The sequence below is a fragment of the Photorhabdus bodei genome (assembly GCF_003287735.1).
Classification (GTDB): domain Bacteria; phylum Pseudomonadota; class Gammaproteobacteria; order Enterobacterales; family Enterobacteriaceae; genus Photorhabdus; species Photorhabdus kayaii.
The window spans coordinates 21,330-41,357 of the sequence record NZ_NSCM01000030.1; the positions used below are offsets into that span (position 1 = coordinate 21,330).

The 20,028-nt window shown below is 42.6% G+C and carries 14 protein-coding genes and 1 tRNA gene; 9 read left to right on the plus strand and 6 right to left on the minus strand.

Annotated elements, in window-relative coordinates:
- Positions 1-163: 163 nt before the first annotated feature.
- The 4 genes from CKY02_RS15595 to CKY02_RS26740 all read left to right on the plus strand — a co-directional run bounded on the left by CKY02_RS15595 (position 164) and on the right by CKY02_RS26740 (position 3,375).
- Positions 164-1,231, plus strand: coding sequence for a FliC/FljB family flagellin (locus CKY02_RS15595; protein WP_112895998.1), 1,068 nt, complete (start codon positions 164-166; stop codon positions 1,229-1,231).
- Between the two features lie 246 nt (positions 1,232-1,477).
- Entirely contained in the window at positions 1,478-2,200 is a 723-nt protein-coding gene (locus CKY02_RS15600) for an RNA polymerase sigma factor FliA (protein WP_112896022.1), read from the plus strand.
- Positions 2,201-2,253: 53 nt separating this feature from the next.
- Positions 2,254-2,766: a flagella biosynthesis regulatory protein FliZ gene (gene fliZ / locus CKY02_RS15605; protein WP_011146218.1), complete on the plus strand. Its 513-nt coding sequence runs from the start codon at positions 2,254-2,256 to the stop codon at positions 2,764-2,766.
- 360 nt (positions 2,767-3,126) lie between these two features.
- A complete protein-coding gene (locus CKY02_RS26740) occupies positions 3,127-3,375 on the plus strand; it encodes a GNAT family N-acetyltransferase (protein ID WP_112895999.1) in 249 nt (82 codons plus the stop codon).
- Between the two features lie 84 nt (positions 3,376-3,459).
- Here the strand turns inward: CKY02_RS26740 and putA are convergent, their stop codons facing one another.
- Entirely contained in the window at positions 3,460-7,440 is a 3,981-nt protein-coding gene (putA, locus tag CKY02_RS15615; RefSeq protein WP_112896000.1) for a trifunctional transcriptional regulator/proline dehydrogenase/L-glutamate gamma-semialdehyde dehydrogenase, read from the minus strand.
- 486 nt (positions 7,441-7,926) lie between these two features.
- On the opposite strand from putA, the gene putP reads away from it, so the two are divergent.
- Positions 7,927-9,465, plus strand: coding sequence for a sodium/proline symporter PutP (putP, locus tag CKY02_RS15620; protein ID WP_112896001.1), 1,539 nt, complete (start codon positions 7,927-7,929; stop codon positions 9,463-9,465).
- Positions 9,466-9,710: 245 nt separating this feature from the next.
- Here putP and xylB read toward each other — a convergent pair whose 3' ends face one another.
- Together xylB and CKY02_RS15630 are read right to left on the minus strand one after the other, a co-directional pair.
- Complete coding sequence (gene xylB, locus CKY02_RS15625; RefSeq protein WP_112896002.1) at positions 9,711-11,222, minus strand: xylulokinase; 1,512 nt, start codon at positions 11,220-11,222, stop codon at positions 9,711-9,713.
- A 3-nt stretch (positions 11,223-11,225) separates the two neighbouring features.
- The gene (locus tag CKY02_RS15630; RefSeq protein WP_112896003.1) at positions 11,226-12,254 is read right to left on the minus strand and encodes an NAD(P)-dependent alcohol dehydrogenase; all 1,029 of its coding nucleotides are present in this window, start codon (positions 12,252-12,254) and stop codon (positions 11,226-11,228) included.
- A gap of 459 nt (positions 12,255-12,713) precedes the next feature.
- On the opposite strand from CKY02_RS15630, the gene CKY02_RS26745 reads away from it, so the two are divergent.
- Positions 12,714-12,782 carry a helix-turn-helix domain-containing protein gene (locus CKY02_RS26745; protein ID WP_420899235.1) on the plus strand — a complete coding sequence of 23 codons (69 nt, stop codon included), beginning with the start codon at positions 12,714-12,716 and terminating at the stop codon, positions 12,780-12,782.
- A gap of 170 nt (positions 12,783-12,952) precedes the next feature.
- On the opposite strand, the gene cycA is transcribed toward CKY02_RS26745, so the two are convergent.
- Positions 12,953-14,359, minus strand: coding sequence for a D-serine/D-alanine/glycine transporter (gene cycA, locus CKY02_RS15640; protein ID WP_112896004.1), 1,407 nt, complete (start codon positions 14,357-14,359; stop codon positions 12,953-12,955).
- A gap of 252 nt (positions 14,360-14,611) precedes the next feature.
- Between cycA and CKY02_RS15645 the strand changes: the two genes are divergently transcribed.
- Positions 14,612-14,687 (plus strand) — tRNA-Lys (locus tag CKY02_RS15645).
- A 180-nt stretch (positions 14,688-14,867) separates the two neighbouring features.
- Here CKY02_RS15645 and CKY02_RS15650 read toward each other — a convergent pair.
- Together CKY02_RS15650 and dsdC are read right to left on the minus strand one after the other, a co-directional pair.
- Positions 14,868-15,440 (minus strand): Ail/Lom family outer membrane beta-barrel protein, encoded by a 573-nt coding sequence (locus tag CKY02_RS15650; RefSeq protein ID WP_112896005.1) that lies wholly within the window; start codon positions 15,438-15,440, stop codon positions 14,868-14,870.
- A gap of 318 nt (positions 15,441-15,758) precedes the next feature.
- On the minus strand, positions 15,759-16,697 hold the full coding sequence (dsdC, locus tag CKY02_RS15655) for a DNA-binding transcriptional regulator DsdC (protein ID WP_112896006.1): 939 nt from the start codon (positions 16,695-16,697) through the stop codon (positions 15,759-15,761).
- A gap of 241 nt (positions 16,698-16,938) precedes the next feature.
- On the opposite strand from dsdC, the gene dsdX reads away from it, so the two are divergent.
- Both dsdX and CKY02_RS15665 read left to right on the plus strand, forming a co-directional pair.
- Positions 16,939-18,276: a D-serine transporter DsdX gene (gene dsdX / locus CKY02_RS15660; RefSeq protein ID WP_112896007.1), complete on the plus strand. Its 1,338-nt coding sequence runs from the start codon at positions 16,939-16,941 to the stop codon at positions 18,274-18,276.
- Positions 18,277-18,567: 291 nt separating this feature from the next.
- Entirely contained in the window at positions 18,568-19,899 is a 1,332-nt protein-coding gene (locus tag CKY02_RS15665; protein WP_112896008.1) for a D-serine ammonia-lyase, read from the plus strand.
- The last annotated feature ends 129 nt before the right edge of the window (positions 19,900-20,028 follow it).

Below are 20,028 nucleotides of genomic sequence, written 5' to 3' on the forward strand. Positions count from 1 at the left end.
ACGCTGTTTGGCTTATCAGTACAGCGTGATAAAAAAGAAAAAGTTTTTTCAAGAAAAATTAAAGGTTCTTTGAGGAGCGCCGATAAAACTGTTGGCGGTGATGAACACCGTGGGTAAAACCCAAACTTATATATCGACTTGATTTTAAAAAGGAACTCTAACTATGGCACAAGTCATCTACACCAACAGCCTGTCCCTGCTGACTCAGAATAACCTGAATAGAGCCCAGGGTACTTTGGGTAGCGCTATCGAGCGTCTGTCTTCTGGTCTGCGTATCAATAGCGCGAAGGATGACGCGGCTGGTCAAGCGATCGCTAACCGTTTCACTGCAAATGTTAGAGGTTTGACTCAGGCAGCACGTAACGCTAACGACGGTATCTCTATTGCACAGACTACCGAAGGTGCTCTGAACGAAATTAACACCAACTTACAACGTATTCGTGAACTGTCTGTTCAGGCAAGCAACGAAACCAACTCTGCGAGTGATACCAAATCTATCCAGGAAGAAGTTGCTGAGCGTTTAAAGGAAATTGATCGTATTTCTGAACAAACTCAGTTCAACGGCGTTCGTGTTTTGCGTGAAGATAGCAAAATGACCGTTCAGGTTGGTGCTAATGATAATGAAGTTATCGATATTGATCTGAAAAAAATCGACAAAGAAGTTCTGGGACTGGGAACATTCACTGTTTCTAAGGAAGTTCCACACGGAGAAGCAGTTACACAGGTTGACGATGGTGCAGGTGGGAAGAAAACTATCGATCATACTGCCGACGCTAAAGTTAAGGACCTGAAAAATGTAGAAGTCTATAAAGCCGTTAAGGATGATGGTTCAGTTGATCCTGACAAATATGTTGTCAAAGGTACTGACGATACAGATGGCAAAGTAAAATATTTCGAAGCCACTATTGCTAAAGATGGTAAATTAACAGCAGATAAAGACATCACTGCTAAAGCATCAGAAAAGCCTTTGGAAACTTTGGACAAGGCTCTGGCAAAAGTTGACAGCCTGCGCAGCTCTCTGGGTGCTATCCAGAACCGTCTGGAATCTACCGTTAACAACCTGAACAACACCGTTAACAACCTGAGCGCTGCTCGTAGCCGTATCGAAGATGCTGACTACGCGACCGAAGTGTCTAACATGAGCCGTGGTCAAATTCTGCAACAAGCGGGTACTGCGGTTCTGGCTCAGGCTAACCAAGTGCCTCAGACTGTATTGTCTCTGCTGCGTTAATTGCTCAGCTAGGGCAATATGTGAACCTGATTCACATAAAAATCCAAACAAATCAAGGATCGGCTCGCCGGTCCTTCTTTTTTAGGAGTTTATCAGGAACAGCCTAAAATTTGTGATACTATTAGGCAGACAATAAATTTCGCATAGGTGAAAAAGAAGTGTTTTTACTACATTGTTCAAACGATTGCCCTTGTTAGGGGATTGGATAATGATGGTTAGTCTCTTTTTCCAAAGGTGTCTGTTGTTGTGAGCGATTTGTATACCGCCGAAGGCGTGATGGACAAAAACAGCCTCTGGAAGCGCTACGTACCATTAGTTCGCCATGAAGCGTTAAGGCTACAAGTTAGGTTACCCGCGTGTGTGGAGCTGGATGATCTACTTCAGGCCGGGGGAATCGGCTTACTAAATGCGGTGGAACGTTTTGATTCCTTACAAGGAACCGCGTTTACCACTTATGCGGTACAACGCATCAGAGGTGCAATGTTGGATGAGTTAAGGAGCCGCGATTGGGCTCCGCGTAGCGTGCGTCGTAATGCGCGCGAAGTGACGCACATCATCCGTAAACTTGAGCAAGACTTAGGCCGTCCAGCCAGTGAGCAGGAAGTTGCTAAAGAATTAAAGATTGATCTGATAGAATATCGGCAGATACTGTTAGATACGAATAACAGTCAGTTGTTTTCGTATGACGAATGGCATGAAATTCATGGTGAAAGCTGTGAACCTGTCATTGAAGAAGGGCATGAAACTAATCCCTTACAACAATTGCTGGAGAGTGACGTTCGTCAACGGGTAATTGAGGCTATCGATTCGTTACCTGAGCGAGAAAAAATGGTTCTGACGCTGTATTATCAGGAAGAACTTAATCTGAAAGAGATTGGCGCAGTACTTGAAGTCGGGGAGTCCCGTATAAGTCAGCTACACAGCCAGGCGATTAAACGCTTGCGGGCACGCTTAAATCCGGAAAAGTAACTTTTTTGCTTATTTTGTTTTTTGTTTAAGACTACACACAGGGCTTATCTCTTATGTCTGTTACAACACAAAAGAAACGGCCGCTCAGCCGTTACATTAAAGACTACAAACATAGTCAAACTCATTGCTTGCATTGTCACAAGGCTCTTGACCGTATCTCTTTGGTTTTTAATGGCCAAGTGATCAACAAAGAGTCCATCTCCGAGATGACGGAGTTGATTGATGACAAGACCTGGGATGAGCTGCAAGATAAATTTGTCGCGTTATGTCGTTTTTGCAGTGAGATTTATTGCAATAGCGAGACAGATTATTTTGACATCATGTCGTTCAAACAGTACCTGTTTGAACAGACTGAAATGAGTCATAGTACTGTTCGTGAGTATGTGGTTCGTTTACGACGTTTGGATGAATTGCTCACTTCAAGCAATTACCCTGTAAAAGAGTTCACAACAGAGAAAATTCAGGAAAAACTGAGTGAAAAGCTGTCACAGTCGGCATTCAGTAACTACAACATTGCTTTGCGCAAGTATGAACAGTATTTGAGCTGGCAACAGGGCGGTCACTAAGCTGGAAATATAAACAGCAAAGAGATGATTAATTTTGGGGGAACACATGTTTGATGTGTTCCCTTTGGACCGCGGACAAACCACGTTAAAAATAACGAGGTTCGTTTCTTTCATTATGAATAATAATGCAACTCATTTTCTTCATTAATCCGGTTTAATCGCCCATCAGGGTGTGTGGAAGAATTTATACGTTGGGCAAATTACCTATTTGTTACGGGATTTTTTCTATTATTTCATTTGCTTAAAATTACAGAAGTGATGTGGGAAGTTTTTTAAATATCACAATAGGTGCCAATTTATTTTACCTTATTATTTTTTTAGCCGTCTCAACATTAATTATCCCAACATCATTCGAAATCCATAAGGTATAGAAACAAAGGCATAGCGAGAGTTCTACTCGACAAAGCGCAAGATTGGTCACGGAAAAATGGCATTAGCAGACTTGAGTTAACCGTTGCAATAAAAAACACATTGGCAATAAAGCGGTATTTGTCATCAGGCTTTATTTTTTCTGGCATCAGAACTGGCTCACTGTTTATAAATGGTGAACTGACAGATGAATACTATATGGCTAAAGGAATATGGCTAAAGGAATATCTGAAACAATAATGAACCGTGGGCAAACAACCAGTGATTAAGCTAAGACTCTTGGGGAACACATTTTTGATGTGTTCCCCTTAGCTATAACCGAAATTAACCGATAGTCATCAGACTGGCGTTACCTCCCGCCGCTGCGGTATTAATGCTCAGTGAACGTTCATGTAACAGACGCTCTAACAGCAGATTAGTTTCTCCACGGGCAAAACCTTGTACGGAAATGATAACGCCTTTACGTTGAGCGACTTGTTCGCAAACTTGACGCAGTTGATCAGAGTCGCCGTGGTAAATAACCGCTTCGAATGCCGTATCTTCACTCTGCCAGTCCTGAACCAAATTAATTGATTTACGGACGCTATCTGGCAATTGACAAAACAGTTTCTGATGTAGTTCATCATTTTGCCATAGCAATTGACAGCCTACAGACAGTGTTGCTGCCAGTTGAATGAATGTATCTTGTTGATTATCCGCCAGACACAGCACCTGACCACGAGGTAACAAGGTGTAAGTATTGCGTTCGCCCGTCGGCCCAGGCAACAGGCGGGTGGTGCCACCTTGTGCCAGCAATTTATATTGTTGAACTAACTGATTTAGCTCTTCGTTGTGCTGATTGGCTGCCCATTCTGTTAGTGCATCAAAGGGAGCCATTAGCGCTGAACGGGCATTGGCATCCAATGGATATTCAGCATCTTGACGTTCCAACGTTTGGTTGATCGCATTTTGAGGACGGCAAGAGAGTAGACGGTACAAATAGAGTGGGCCGCCTGCTTTCGGTCCGGTACCAGACAAGCCTTCACCACCGAATGGCTGTACGCCAACAACAGCGCCTACCATGTTGCGGTTAACATACAGATTACCGACTTTCGCTTTAGCGGTAACTTGTGCAATCGTTTCGTCAATACGAGTATGGACACCCAGAGTCAGGCCATAGTTGGAACTATTAATTTGATCCAGCAATTTATCCAGTTCATTACGTTTAAAACGGACAACATGCAGAACCGGCCCGAAAATCTCCTGCTTAAATTCATCAAAGCTTTCTAGTTCAATTAGTGTCGGTTTAACAAAGGTGCCTTGATCCCACTCTTGGTTGTCAACCACATTATCTTGTGCTGCCTGATAAATCGTGCGCCCTTTGGTACGCATTGCTTGAATATGACGATCAATGCCAGCTTTGGCTTCCGCATCAATGACCGGGCCGATATCGGTAGACAGGCGCTCAGGATTACCCATCCGGCATTCAGACATGGCGCCTTTCAGCATAGTAATGGTGCGTTCTGCTACATCATCTTGAATACAAAGGATACGCAAGGCAGAGCAACGTTGACCTGCACTGTCAAAAGCAGAGGCGACCACATCAGTAACAACTTGTTCTGTCAGTGCGGAAGAGTCGACAATCATGGCGTTCAGACCACCAGTTTCGGCAACCAGAGGGGTTGGGCGCCCTTGTGCATCAAGTCGTCCGGCAATATTACGTTGTAATAGGCCGGCCACTTCAGTGGAGCCAGTAAACATCACGCCTCGTACTCTCTCATCACCCACCAGAAGAGAACCAATGGTTTCACCTCGGCCGGGTAATAATTGCAATGCGTCGTGGGGAATACCTGCTTGATGCAGTATTTTGACCGCTGTTGCCGCAATTAATGGGGTCTGTTCCGCAGGTTTTGCTAATACGCTGTTACCGGCAGCCAATGCAGCCGCTATCTGTCCGGTAAAAATGGCTAATGGGAAGTTCCACGGGCTGATACAGACAACTGGCCCCAGTGGGCGATGCGTATCATTAGCGAAATCATGGCGAACCTGTCCTGCGTAATAATGGAGGAAATCGACCGCTTCGCGTACCTCAGCAATCGCATTATTTAAGGTTTTGCCAGCTTCCCGAACCAAAATACCCAATAGCGGTTGCATCTGGTTTTCCATCAATTCCGCCGCACGAACCAGAATAGCGGCCCGTTCTGATGGTGGCGTCGCAAACCAGATTGCGCCAGCTTCTGTTGCGACATCCAGCGCATGACCGACTTCTTGTTCAGTTGTTTCACGAACATGGCCGACAATATCCGAAGGTGTCGCCGGGTTAATAACCGGTTTAGCGGCTGGTAACTCATCTTGATGGTGATAATTGCCGCCCAGTAGTGGCTCGCTATACCGTTCTTCGGTAGCAGAACTTAATAGCGCACTGGAAAGAGATGCCAGACGATGTTCGTTGGCAAGATCCAGACCGGCTGAGTTTGCGCGATCTTTGCCATACAGATTGTGAGGCAGAGGAATTTTCGGATGTGGAAGACCGATTTGACCTTCGGTTTCGGCCAGTTTCTGAACCTTTTTCACCGGATCGGCAACCAGTTCATCCAGTGGTAATGTGGTATCGGCGATACGGTTGACGAAGGAGGTGTTAGCGCCATTCTCCAACAGACGGCGGACCAGATAGGCCAACAACGTTTCGTGAGTGCCTACTGGCGCATAAATACGGCATGGGCGGTTTAATTTACCATCAGCGATTTTCCCGACCACTTGTTCATATAATGGTTCTCCCATGCCATGCAGACACTGAAATTCATATTGACCGGGATAATAGTTTTGGCCCGCCATATGATAAACAGCAGCTAAAGTATGGGCGTTATGGGTAGCGAACTGAGGATAAACCAGATTAGGTACTGACAACAGTTTGCGGGCGCAAGCCAGATAAGAAACGTCAGTATAAACTTTGCGGGTGTAAACTGGATAACCTTCCAGCCCGTCGATTTGAGCACGTTTAATTTCACTATCCCAGTAAGCGCCTTTTACCAGTCGCACCATCAGCCGACGGCGGCTGCGCTGTGCTAAGTCAATAACTGTATCGATAACAAAGGGGCAGCGCTTCTGATAAGCCTGAATAACGAAACCAATGCCATTCCAGCCAGCCAGTTGCGGTTCAAAACAGAGCTTTTCCAACAGATCGAGAGAAATTTCCAAGCGATCTGCTTCTTCGGCATCAATATTGATACCAATATCATATTGGCGAGCTTGTAATGTCAGAGAAAGCAGGCGTGGATATAGCTCATTCATGACGCGTTCATATTGAGCACGGCTATAACGCGGGTGCAGGGCAGAAAGCTTAATGGAAATTCCAGGCCCTTCATAAATGCCGCGGCCGTTAGATGCTTTCCCGATAGCATGAATGGCTTGTTGGTAGGAAACCATATAATTCTGAGCATCTTCCTCAGTTAAAGCGGCTTCACCTAGCATGTCGTAGGAGTAACGGAACCCTTTTTCTTCCAGCTTACGTGCACTTGCCAGCGCTTGGGCGATGGTTTCTCCGGTCACAAACTGTTCACCCATCAGGCGCATTGCCATATCTACGCCTTTACGCACTAATGGTTCGCCGCTCTTACTGATAATGCGATTCAGTGAATTGGAGAGTTTGGCTTCGTTGTGGGTAGAAACCAGTTTGCCGGTAAACAGTAGCCCCCAGGTTGCTGCATTGACAAACATGGACGAACTTTGGCCTAGGTGAGAATGCCAGTTGCCGTTACTGATTTTGTCGCGGATCAGCGCGTCGCGAGTGGCTTTATCAGGAATACGGAGCAGGGCTTCCGCAAGACACATTAGCGCAACGCCTTCCTGAGATGAAAGCGAGAATTCCTGCAATAACCCTTGAACCAGACCTGAACGACCCATGCTGTTTTTCTGGTTACGCAATTTTTCTGCAATGCTGTAAGCCAGCTTATGAGTCGCTTGTGCCTGATCTTCTGGCAATTGCGCCTGTTGTAGCAGCATGGGAACGGCCTGTGTTTCTGGCAGGCGATAGGCGGCAGTAATTGCGGAACGTTTTACTGATTGAGGCAGGATATGTTCCGCGAAGTCGAGGAAAGGTTGATGAGACGAATCTGTTACCGTTTCTTCTGCGATTATCTTCTCTTCTTTAATATCCTGACTAGCAGAGAGTTCAGCGATCTGTTCATTGTTTTCAAGACGTTCAAGATAATTAAAAATAGCTTGTTTAATTAGCCAATGTGGAGTGCGGTCAATCCGTTGTGCCGCAGCTTTAATGCGATCGCGCGTTGCTTCATCAAGCTTCACGCCCATTGTTGTACTACCCATCCTTGCTCCTTAATAGGTAAGGTTTATCTAAAATTGCATGATAATATCTGACATGTTGCAACTTTGTGCAACCTTATGAGAATCGCTTGTTTTATTTTTGTGAAATTAATCTAGTTATTATAATTAGGTGGATATATTTATTTTTGTGACTTTATTTGATTGATATATATTGGTTTAACATTTTGTGGCTCATGTAGGCGTATAACCCTAAAATGGTTAAAAAGTATAATTTTTAAATCAAATAAATGTGATTCAGTAAACGTTTTTTGTAAAAAATGGCGTTAATTAGTTGTTAAATTACCTGATGCTAATCTAGGATTCACTGTAACTTTCTAATTGGTTACAAAAATAATTATTTCAATTTAGAATTATGGTCCATCTTTAGGTGCAATCAGGTGCAACGTTCCTGAACCTGACAGGGAAAACTCTGTGTACCCGGGAGAACTGCGGATTTGCAAAACACAGATAACACTATGGAGAACTTGCATGACAGTAAATACACCAATGCTAATCACCTTTATTGTCTACATTACTGGAATGTTGTTGATAGGTTTTTTGGCTTATCGTTCAACCAAAAATTTTGATGACTATATCTTGGGAGGAAGGCGATTAGGTAGCGTGGTAACGGCTTTGTCTGCCGGTGCTTCGGATATGAGTGGCTGGTTATTAATGGGCTTACCTGGCGTAGTCTATTTTGCGGGGATTTCAGAAAGCTGGATAGCCATTGGTCTTGCTTTAGGTGCTTACCTGAACTGGAAATTGGTGGCAGGCAGGCTACGTATCCAGACGGAAGTCAATAATAATGCGCTAACATTGCCGGATTATTTCACCGGTCGTTTTGAGGATAGTAGCAAAATTCTACGTATTATTTCTGCACTGGTTATTCTGATCTTCTTCACCATCTATTGTGCTTCTGGCGTGGTTGCCGGAGGATTGTTATTTGAAAGTACGTTTGGTATCAGTTATCAGAAGGCCATGTGGCTCGGTGCCGCGGCAACAATTGCCTATACTTTCCTTGGCGGCTTCTTGGCGGTCAGTTGGACTGATACGGTTCAGGCCTCATTAATGATCTTTGCGCTTATCTTGACGCCGGTCATCGTTATTTTCTCCGTGGGTGGCATTGATACCTCTCTGGCTCTGATAGCAGCAAAAAGCCCGGCTTATATGGATATGTTTAAAGGGTTGAACTTTGTTGCCATTATCTCGCTGTTGGGTTGGGGGTTAGGTTATTTTGGTCAGCCACATATTCTGGCGCGTTTTATGGCGGCAGACTCCCATCACACTATCCGCAAGGCTCGTCGTATCAGTATGACCTGGATGGTGTTATGTTTGGCAGGCACTATTGCTGTCGGTTTCTTTGGTATTGCTTATTTTGAAATACATCCTGAACTGTCTGGCCCGGTCACAGCCAACCGTGAGCGTATCTTTATGGAATTGGCGGTTATTCTGTTTAATCCGTGGATAGCGGGCATTTTACTCTCTGCTATTCTGGCCGCGGTGATGAGTACCTTAAGCTGTCAGTTGCTGGTGTGTGCAAGTGCTTTGACGGAAGATCTTTACAAACCCTTTATCCGTAAATCTGCCAGCCAGAAAGAGTTAGTGTGGGTGGGGCGTTTCATGGTGCTGCTGGTGGCGGTCATCGCGATGGTGATAGCAACCAACCCGGACAATAAAGTACTGGCTCTGGTCAGTAATGCATGGGCTGGATTTGGTGCTGCGTTCGGCCCGGTCGTACTGATTTCTGTTATCTGGAAACGTATGACACGTAATGGCGCGTTAGTGGGGATGTTGGTAGGGGCCGTCACGGTATTGGTGTGGATGAAATACCAGTGGTTTGCGTTGTATGAAATTATTCCTGGCTTTATCTTAGCTTCTATTGCGATCGTGATTGTGAGTCTGTTGGGTAAAGCGCCGAGCAGCGCAGCGCAACAGCGTTTTATTGATGCTGAGGCGCAATATAAGACTATACCTTATGGATTTCAAGATGCATCGCGGCGGCAAGGGAGCGAATCCCCGGGAGCATAGATAACGATGTGACCGGGGTGAGTGAGTGCAGCCAACAAAGAGGCAACTTGAAGGATGACAGGTATAAATGAGTTGAAATAAAGTAAATTGAAATAAAGGTAAAAAAGCGTGAAGGCGAAACGCCTTCACCACACTGCCGACAAACCTCGTTTAAAATAGCGAGGTTTGTTTTTTCATCATGAAAAATTATTGGGTGCCAGTAACTTTGAGTCATTCATTAAGAGAATTATCGGCGACCAATGTCGTCATATCTTCACCTCGGGATATTCAGTGGTAAGCAGAGATAAATAATCTTGATAAAACACATCATATAATGTGGCCGTTTCGGGGGTTGGAACGGTGCGGGTTTCTTCATCAAGATGAACAAAATATTGGCAAAGGTGGGCGAGCCGCGCTTGTTTATCTTTCTCTTCTGCCAAGGAATCACACCACATAGCTTGAATAGCCGCACCTAATGCGGCAGCTTCTTGGTTAGTGACACAAATAACAGGCGTATTCATGACATCAGCCACAATTTGCCGCCATTTTTTACTGCGAGCGCCGCCGCCGGTCAAACGGATCTCATTAATTTCAATCCCTTGCTTGCGAAATAATTCAATACCAAAACGTAGCCCGTAGGTGGCGCTTTCAACTGCCGCCAAAATGAAATTTTGTTGATTCATATTGCTAATATCCAGGTTATGGAGACTCGCTTTGGCGTGGGGAAGCGGTGGAACACGTTCACCATTAAAAAACGGTAGCATCATCAAACCATTAGCACCGGGTTTACTCTGGTTCAATGTGTCATTAAAAGCCTGAATATCCATATTAAACAGCTTTTGAATGGCGGTTGTGGCTGAAGTCACATTCATCGTGCAAATCAATGGTAACCATCCATTATTAGAGGAACAGAAACCCGCGATCATTTCAGAATCAGCGACAATTGGTTTGTCAGAGTAAGTGAATAGGGTGCCAGAGGTGCCTAAACTCATGGTCGTGATGCCAGGAACGATATTGCCCGTTCCAATTGCAGCCATCATATTATCGCCCCCGCCAGACGCAACTTTGGTTGTCGGTGAAAGCCTTAATCTTCTTGCTATTTCAGGCTTTACTGTGCCAATACAGGTCTCAGCGGAAACCAATTCAGGCAGTGCATTCCAAAGACGGCCATCTTGATCAATGAATTGGGCAATTTGGTTATCCCATTCGCGTTTACGAATATTCAATAATCCCGTTCCTGAAGCATCACCATATTCGGCAACTAATCTGCCTGTTAGCCAATAATTGAGATAATCATGAGGTAATAAAACGGCGTTCAGTTTTTCCCATAACTCAGGATGGTATTTTTTGAACCAAAGAATTTTAGATGCGGTATAACCTGTTTGCGGCATTAATCCGAGTTGTGCTAAAGCAGCTTGCGTACCACCGAGTGCATCAATAATTTCCTGATTTTCAACCGCAGTTTCAGTATCACACCAGAGTTTTACCGGTGCTAAAACATGACCTTTTGCATCCAGAGGAACAAAACCGTGCTGTTGACCTGATACGGCAAGTGCGGCAATTTCTGTACCAGAAATTCCTGCTTGCTCGATCGCTTGAGAAAAGGCACTTTCCAATGCCTCTGTCCACCAGTGAGCCTGTTGTTCACGACGGCCGTTTGAATCGCTAATTATTGGATGAGGCGAGCTGCCTTCACCCAAAATATGCGTTTTTTGGCTATCGACAATAATGACTTTAGTACTTTGTGTACCGCAATCGATACCAGCATAGAGCGCCATGTATTACTCCATTTCCAACATAATTTTGATATCTGTCGGGTGACCTTCCGCGGCTCGTTCATACGCCTGAACGCTGTCTTTAAATTTATAGGTTGCGGATAATAGGGGAGTTACCTTGAGCTTGCCAGAGCTAAGTAAACGAATAGTACGAGGGTACATATTTGCGTAGCGGAAAATAGTTTTGAATGTGATCTCTTTAGCTTGAGCAGAGACAATATCAAATGGCGCTGGATCAATAGGCATACCGACCAGAACAGCTATTCCACCCGGTGCAATGTGCTCTGAAATAGTGGTAATGACGGGTTTTGCGCCACTACATTCAAAGAGAATATTGACGCCATTACCATCGGTTAAGGTATTCACTTTCTCAGCAAGTACTTTGTTATTAACCGGGTGAAGACCTGGATACTGTTTTGCAATTTCTAGTTTTTCATCGAACACATCACAAATAATGACATCAGAACAACCACCGGCTAATGCAGCAAGTGCGGTAACAATTCCGATCGTGCCAGCACCAACAACTAATGCGATATCTCCAGGTTTAATTTCTGCTTTTGTGGCTGCTTGCATACCGATAGCTAATGGTTCAACCATTGCACCTTCGGCAAAATTGACATTATCAGGTAATTTGAACGTAAATGCTGCCGGGTGAATAACCCTTTCACGTAAGCAACCATCAATAGGGGGCGTCGCCCAGAAACGGATTTCTGGATCTAAGTTATAAATACCCGCCCGTGATTGTGGTGATTGCAGATTAGGAATTCCAGGTTCCATACAGACACGATCACCGATTTTTAAGTGAGTCACGTTTTTACCTACTGCTGTGATGACACCTGATGCTTCGTGCCCGAGGATCATCGGCTTTTCGACAACAAATGGCCCAATGCGCCCGTATTGATAATAATGCACATCGCTGCCGCAAATCCCCACCGAGTGAATTTTTATTTCAACATCATTTTCACCCAGTATTTCGGAGGCTTCCCAGTCTTGAATTGAAATCTGACCTGCTTTTTCTAATACTAATGCCTTCATGATCTGCCCTCTTATTTTGATATTACCGATATCATTTATTTGGAGGGATATTAGATCGAAAATTATTATATTTATGTGATTTAAGTTAAGGTCTTATTAAATGGTGATGTTTTTGTGTCAATATTAAAAAGTGAATTTTCCACTTGGTCACTATTTTAATATATATATTGATAATATAATGATATCAATATTATGAGTATGAGCAAGCAACTGTATATTGAAAAAACAATAGCTTTTTTGGCAAAAGATATATTCAATTCAAGAATAAAGCGTTTGGATATTTGAATTCGATAAAGATCGTGATATGACGTTTTTGCGTGACTGAATGGGTTTAAATGATTATTTAATAATAACGTTTATGGAGATTAAGGAACGCAGCGATTAATTTGATATTTTTGCATTGAAATTAACTAAATATGGAATAGTCCATGGAAATAAATTATGACACACTGAATGATAATGGTAATTCTAAAAGCCTACAAATTCAGACTAGAACTCACCGAAGAACAGTTGCAGCGCCTGCGATAGTTATGCGATAGTTATGCGATTGTGTGCGTTTTGTCTGGAATCATGGGCTTAAAGTGACTCAAAAAATACTGGATTGTAAGTGTAGTAGTAATTTTTCAGCTTGCAGCAATAGAAAAGACCTGTGGAGTATTATTCCAACAGGTCATATAGATATTAAGGATTTGAATAAGTTAACTGTACAAACGTGTTCTACGTTTTTTTACAACTTGAAAACCGATAATTAAAACCATAAACCAGATAGGCGTGATGATTAATGCTTGGCGGGTATCATCCCGTAAAGTGAGTAATATCAGAACAAATGCAAAAAATGCCAGACAGACCCATGACATGATAACACCCAATGGCATTTTATAGGTTGAAGCCTTATGTAATGCTGGGCGACGTTTTCGGTAAACCAAATATGAGCACAGGATCATGCTCCAAATAAACATAAATAGAATGGCTGAAACGGTAGTGACTAGGGTAAATACATGCATAACATCAGGAATTAAATAAATCAGCACTACACCACAGGATAAACATAAACAGGTGAAGATTAACCCTGATGCAGGAACGGAACGGCGTGAAAGGCGGCTGAATTGCCGTGGTGCGTCGCCTTCTTTTGCTAATCCAAATAGCATGCGGCTGGTGGAGAAAACCCCACTGTTTGCTGAAGAGGCGGCGGAGGTTAATACCACAAAGTTCACGATACTGGCGGCAGCGGGTAAACCGATTAGAACAAACAGCTCAACAAAAGGACTTTTATCTGCGATGATTGAACGCCACGGTGTGACTGACATAATAATTATCAGCGCCAGCACGTAGAAGGTGATAATACGAATCGGGATGGCATTAATGGCTCTGGGCAGCGATTTCATTGGATCTTTAGTTTCTGCGGCCGCTGTGCCTACTAATTCAATGCCCACAAAGGCAAATATAGCTATCTGAAATCCGGCAAAAAATCCACTTAACCCTTTGGGAAAGAATCCACCATCATTCCATATATTTGCCAGTGAAGCGGTATGACCGGCTGGAGATTGAAAATGCATGCCAATCAGAACAGCACCTGTCACGATTAAAGCGATAATGGCAACGATTTTTATCATCGCGAACCAGAATTCCATTTCCCCGAATAATTTCACTGTAGCCAGATTCAGGGAGAGCAATAGTGAAACACAGAGTAGGGAAGTAAGCCATTGTGGAAAATCTGGTTGCCAATAGCTGATATAGGAAGTGATTGCGACTACATCGGCGATACCGGTAATGACCCAACAAAACCAATAAGTCCAGCCGACGAAAAAACCTGCCCAGGGCCCGAGCAAATCGGCGGAGAAATCACTGAATGATTTATAATTCAGGTTTGAAAGCAATAGTTCACCCATTGCGCGCATCACGAAGAACAGCATGAAACCGATAATCATATAAACGAATATGATCGATGGTCCGGCGAGAGAGATTGTTTTCCCTGATCCCATAAACAGACCCGTGCCGATGGCGCCGCCAATAGCGATAAGTTGTATATGCCGGTTGCTTAGATTACGTTGCAACTGCGTTTCCCCGGTTTTAGCGGAAAGTGAAGTGTGTATATTTTCTGCCATAGTATATAGTATCCAATATTTTCTTAGGTAAATTGTTACGGCTCTTTAAGTGGCCTTATATATGATGATGTTTGCGAAAAATATTGTGACACAGATTACTATAGTAATAACAGTCTGATCTCACTTTAAAAACAAATTGGTTGCAATTTAACTTGTCAATGTTGTTGGAATTGAATGTGAATTATTCTTTTAGAAAAAAATAGTCATAATATATTGACGACAGCTTTGTGTAGAGGAATAATTACTTGTATTGGGTTGTTAGCTCAGTCGGCAGAGCAGTTGACTCTTAATCAATTGGTCCGGGGTTCGAGCCCCCGACAACCCACCAAGTTAAGGCCAATCAAACGCGTTAATTATCGGCGGCTACTCATTGTTGATAAGCTTTCTTAAGTGAGGGTCAGGCTTTCTGGCATGCAGAATTGAGTTAAGATTATTTCGATAAATCACCAAGATTGTCAATTTTGTGGAATATTCAACCCCGGTGATGATACATTGCTCATTAATTAAATTAGAAACGATAGCCGACAGTTATATTAAAACCGTTAGTAGATAAATGATCTTTCTCATTTCCGTCTTTAATACTAAAACGGCTACCTTCATAACCGGCAGTAATTGAGGTGTTGGTAGTTGGGTTGATAATAAAACCCGCGCCCCAACCTAAAGTGTTTTTGCTTACTGCTTCCTTTTCAATATATCTATCACTATAGCGAGGGGAAGGTCTATAGTGGGTGGAAGATTTTGCATTAATCCTGGATAATCCCAGTTGACCATATAAGCTAATATAATTATTAATCCTATAGGTCGGACCCGCCATTAGGGAATAGTACTTAATATCACCTTTTGAGTGGTAATCCTTTGTTGTCTCTTTTTCATCTCCTTTAGCAAAGGTAAATGATGATAATAGCCCCCATTGATCATCAAGCTCATATCGGTAACTCAATGTTGCGCCATTTAGTGCGCTTACATCTTGTGGTTTCACATAGGCGTATCCGATTGAGGCTGTATGTTGTTCTGCTTGAGCAGGCAAAGTTATCGCGGATACAGAAAAGATAACTCCACAGCTTAATAACAATTTTTGCATTTCATTACACTCTATATACTTCTAAAATAAACGACTTTATAACTCATTTAAACGATTTGCTTACTAGCAGTTGTGACTAATATCATAACTTACACCATTAGTATATATTTTTTGATTAAATTTAGATGTTATTTTCAAATAATTACATTATTACTGAATTTTTAAGGATAGAAATAGTGATTATAGAAAAAACTACTAGAGCCAATAAATGATGGGATTGAAAGTACGGTAGAATCCATTGTTAGATTCTGTGGCGACTAACTGTCGCCACTTAAAATAGAGCAGGTTTGTTATATCCGTTAATGGTTGGCTATATTTTTATTTATCTATAGTTGATTTTAGCCATTGGATAAAGGCGTTGACTTTCTCATTCTGTTGTTGAGGCAGGGTACAGGTATAGTAATATTGTTGACATAATACTTCAGTGTTGGGAAAGGGGGCGACTAATTCATTGTTTTCAATTTTTTCCCAAATCATATTTTTTCTTCCCATTGCAACACCTGCATGGTGTATTGCAGCCACGGCAGCTAAATCGGAACGATCAAAGACAATACACTTTTGTGATGGCTCCAGTGTCATGTCAAAGTGTTCTGCCCAAGTATTCCACTCTTTGGTATCAGAATCGTAGCTCCATGCTTGTTTATCATGCAATAGTGTGCAGTATCGTAAATTATCAATATTTCCCATTAGATTATGTTGTTCGGCATACTGCGGGCTACAGACCGGGGTAATATACTCACTCATCAGATATTGATGTGATAATTCGTTGGATATAATATCATCAAAATAGATCGCAAGATCGATACCATAACCGCGGAAATTCACATTTTCATTACCGACTAAAATGTTCAGGTTAATGGATGGATATAGCTGATTAAAATCAGCTAATTTAGGCACTAGCCAGCATTGAGTAAAGGTTGGGCGGGAGTAAATAGTCAGGTTACCCGATAACTCTTGATTTTTTATTTCCAGAATTTCCTGATTTAGGTGTTCCAGCGTTGATTTAATTGTCCAAAATAAACGCTTTCCTTCACAAGTTAATTCAATTTTTCTGTGAAAACGTTGGAACAGTTTGAATCCTAACTCTTGTTCCAGAGAACTGATTCGATGGCTGACCGCACTGGCAGTGATAGCTAATTCGTCAGCAGCCAGAACAAAAGAGCCGTGACGAGCGGCTATCTCAAATGTATGCAGCTTTGATAACTGGCTTCCATTGAGTAACTTATTCACAACCATGAAATTATCATCTGTGTACATATTTATCGTGTTTCTAGTTCATCGACGACGGATAATATAACCGTATCATTAAGGCGGTATGTTTCAGATAGTTTTAGTGATTTAAATCGCAAATAAAGTGAAAATTTTGATCGGTATCACTGAATTGGCTCAATCTGATTCATGCATGGCTATGTATTAATCATTTGTCAAAAATTGAATATTCATATTCAATAATGAAAATTCGTGTGACGAACAAAGGTTAACTGTGGGGAATGATTAAGTGGATTCACAACCTTGGGTGATTGGTACGTTACTCACAAGTATTGTGTTAATTGTATTTACGATAATTAAATTAAAGATTCACCCTTTTCTTGCTCTATTGTTAGCCAGTTTTTATGTCGGTGCTTTAATGGGAATGAACCCTGTTGAAATGGTGAGCGCCATTCAAGGGGGAATCGGGGATACGTTAGGTTTTTTAGCCGTAGTGATTGGTCTGGGGACCATTCTTGGTAAGATGATGGAGATATCCGGCGCGGCAGAGCGTATTGGTATCACATTGCAAAAATGTCGATGGCTGTCACCTGATATCATTATGGTACTGATTGGTCTGGTTTGTGGTATTACGCTGTTTGTCGAAGTCGGGGTGGTATTGTTAATTCCACTGGCATTTTCTATTGCCAGGAAAACCAATACGTCACTGCTGAAATTAGCGATCCCATTATGTACAGCGTTGATGGCGGTTCACTGTATTGTTCCTCCACACCCGGCTGCATTATATGTGACGAATAAACTAGGTGCGGATATTGGCTCGGTGATTATTTATGGGCTGATAGTTGGCCTGTTTGCAGCTTTGGTGGGTGGTCCATTATTTCAGAAACTTCTCGGTAGCCGTCTGCCTTTTAAATCGGTTCCGGCTGAATTTTCTGAAATTGCAGTTCGTAAAGAAGAGAATTTACCCTCTTTAGGCATGACATTGTTTACTGTGTTATTGCCAATTGGGTTAATGTTGTTTAAAACGGCTGCTGAATTAAATATGGAAAAAGGTACCACGTTTTATACGGTGCTGGAATTTATTGGTAATCCTATTACAGCCATGTTCATTGCCGCGTTTGTTGCCTATTACACCTTGGGCATCAAGCAAAATATGGGAATGAGTACGCTGTTGACGAAAACGGAAGATTGTTTCTCTTCTATCGCCAATATTTTATTAATTATCGGCGCGGGTGGAGCATTTAATAGTATTTTAAAAGTCAGTGGCCTTAGTGATACATTGGCTGTTATTTTGTCGAATCTGGATATGCACCCAATTCTTTTGTCTTGGTTGGTTGCCATTATTTTGCATGCGGCGGTTGGTTCAGCAACAGTCGCAATGATGGGGGCAACAGCGATTGTTTCGCCTATGCTGCCGCTATATCCAGATATTAGCCTTGAAATCATTACATTGGCTATTGGTTCTGGTGCTATCGGCTGTACTATTGTGACTGATTCACTGTTTTGGTTGGTTAGGCAATATTGCGGAACAACGCTCAGTGAAACTTTTAAGTATTATACAACCGCAACATTTATTGCCTCTGTGGTTGCGTTGGCTGGGACGTTTCTTCTTTCTACCATCGTGTAATGGCTACCATTATGTAATGGAAAGAAGTAACCGCTCAGCTTGAAAAATAATAATAAGAAGTGCGGAGTGTCAATACCAGGGAAGCCTATAAAATAGGCAGATTTATATCTAAAATAATAAACAAGATAAACATTAACGTAGTGATCAAAATAAGGGGAAGATAAAAAATAAAGTATGATGTGCTGATATTTATAGGAAGTTACAGTAAATATAATAAGAAATTCTAATAATCAAAAAAGCAAGAGTTGTTTTTACATACCAGGGAAACACTCATCTTGGGTTAATACATATATGAAAAGTACTGAAATTCAACAATTACTAAATGAACATCCGTTAGTAAAAAATTTGATGGAATTAGAGGAAATCTTCTGGCTTAACCCTTGTAATACCACCTTGAAAGAGGGATTGCCTTTTGTCGGTTTGGGCGCTGATGATGTTGAGGATGCTGAAGCACGCTTGGATCGTTTTGCGTCTTATTTATGTAAAGCTTTTCCGGAAACCGCCGTCACACATGGCATTATTGAATCAGAAATAGTGGCTATACCTACGATGCAAAAAACACTGGAGCAACATTATGGTGTGGGTATCACAGGGAGCATTTTGCTTAAAAAAGATAGCCACTTGCCCATTTCCGGTTCGATTAAAGCCCGTGGTGGAATTTATGAAGTGTTAACTCACGCGGAAAAATTGGCATTACAGGCGGGGTTGCTTTCTGAAAACGATGATTACAGCAAACTGTTTTCAGAAGAGTTTAGACAGTTCTTTAATCAATACAGCATTGCTGTAGGTTCTACCGGCAATTTGGGGCTGTCCATTGGTATTGTCAGTGCAAAATTGGGCTTTAATGTCAGCGTGCATATGTCTGCCGATGCTCGTGAATGGAAGAAGCAAAAGCTACGTTCACATGGGGTCAATGTCGTGGAACATGAGCTAGATTATGGGGTAGCCGTGGCCCGAGGGCGTAAAGAAGCCGAATCTGCTCCTAACTGTTTCTTTATTGACGATGAAAACTCCCAAACGTTGTTTCTGGGATACTCTGTCGCAGGTGGACGGGTAAAGGCGCAGTTTGAGCAGATGAATATTGTGGTTGATGAAGATCACCCATTATTCGTTTATTTGCCGTGTGGTGTCGGTGGCGGTCCTGGTGGTGTTGCATTTGGATTGAAACTGGCTTTTGGTGATCATGTGCACTGCATTTTTGCTGAACCGACCCATTCTCCCAGTATGTTGTTGGGGGTATATACTGGTTTGCATGACAATATTTGCGTGCAGGATATCGGAATCGACAATATCACTGCTGCTGATGGTCTTGCGGTAGGCAGGGCTTCTGGCTTTGTTGGGCGCGCTATGGAACGTTTGCTGGATGGATTTTATACTGTTCAAGATCAGGAAATGTATAATCTGTTGGGTTTACTGGATCGTGATGAAGGTATCCGGTTAGAGCCTTCGGCGTTAGTTGGGATGGCGGGTCCTGCTCGTGTGAGTGGAAACCTTGATTACCTGAACAATAAGAACCTTTCAGCAGAAAAGATGAAACAGGCTACGCATTTGGTTTGGGCAACCGGCGGTGGTATGGTGCCCGATGATGAAATGACAAAATATTTGGCGACAGCCAAAATCTAATTGGTCTTTTTCACAGGGGTAATCCGGTTGCCAGTATCTGGTTTATCAGGTTCAATATCCTGCTGGCCTCCAGGTTATTACTGAAAAACGCGTTGATTTGGTTTCCTACTCTGAAAAGTCATCTCCTTA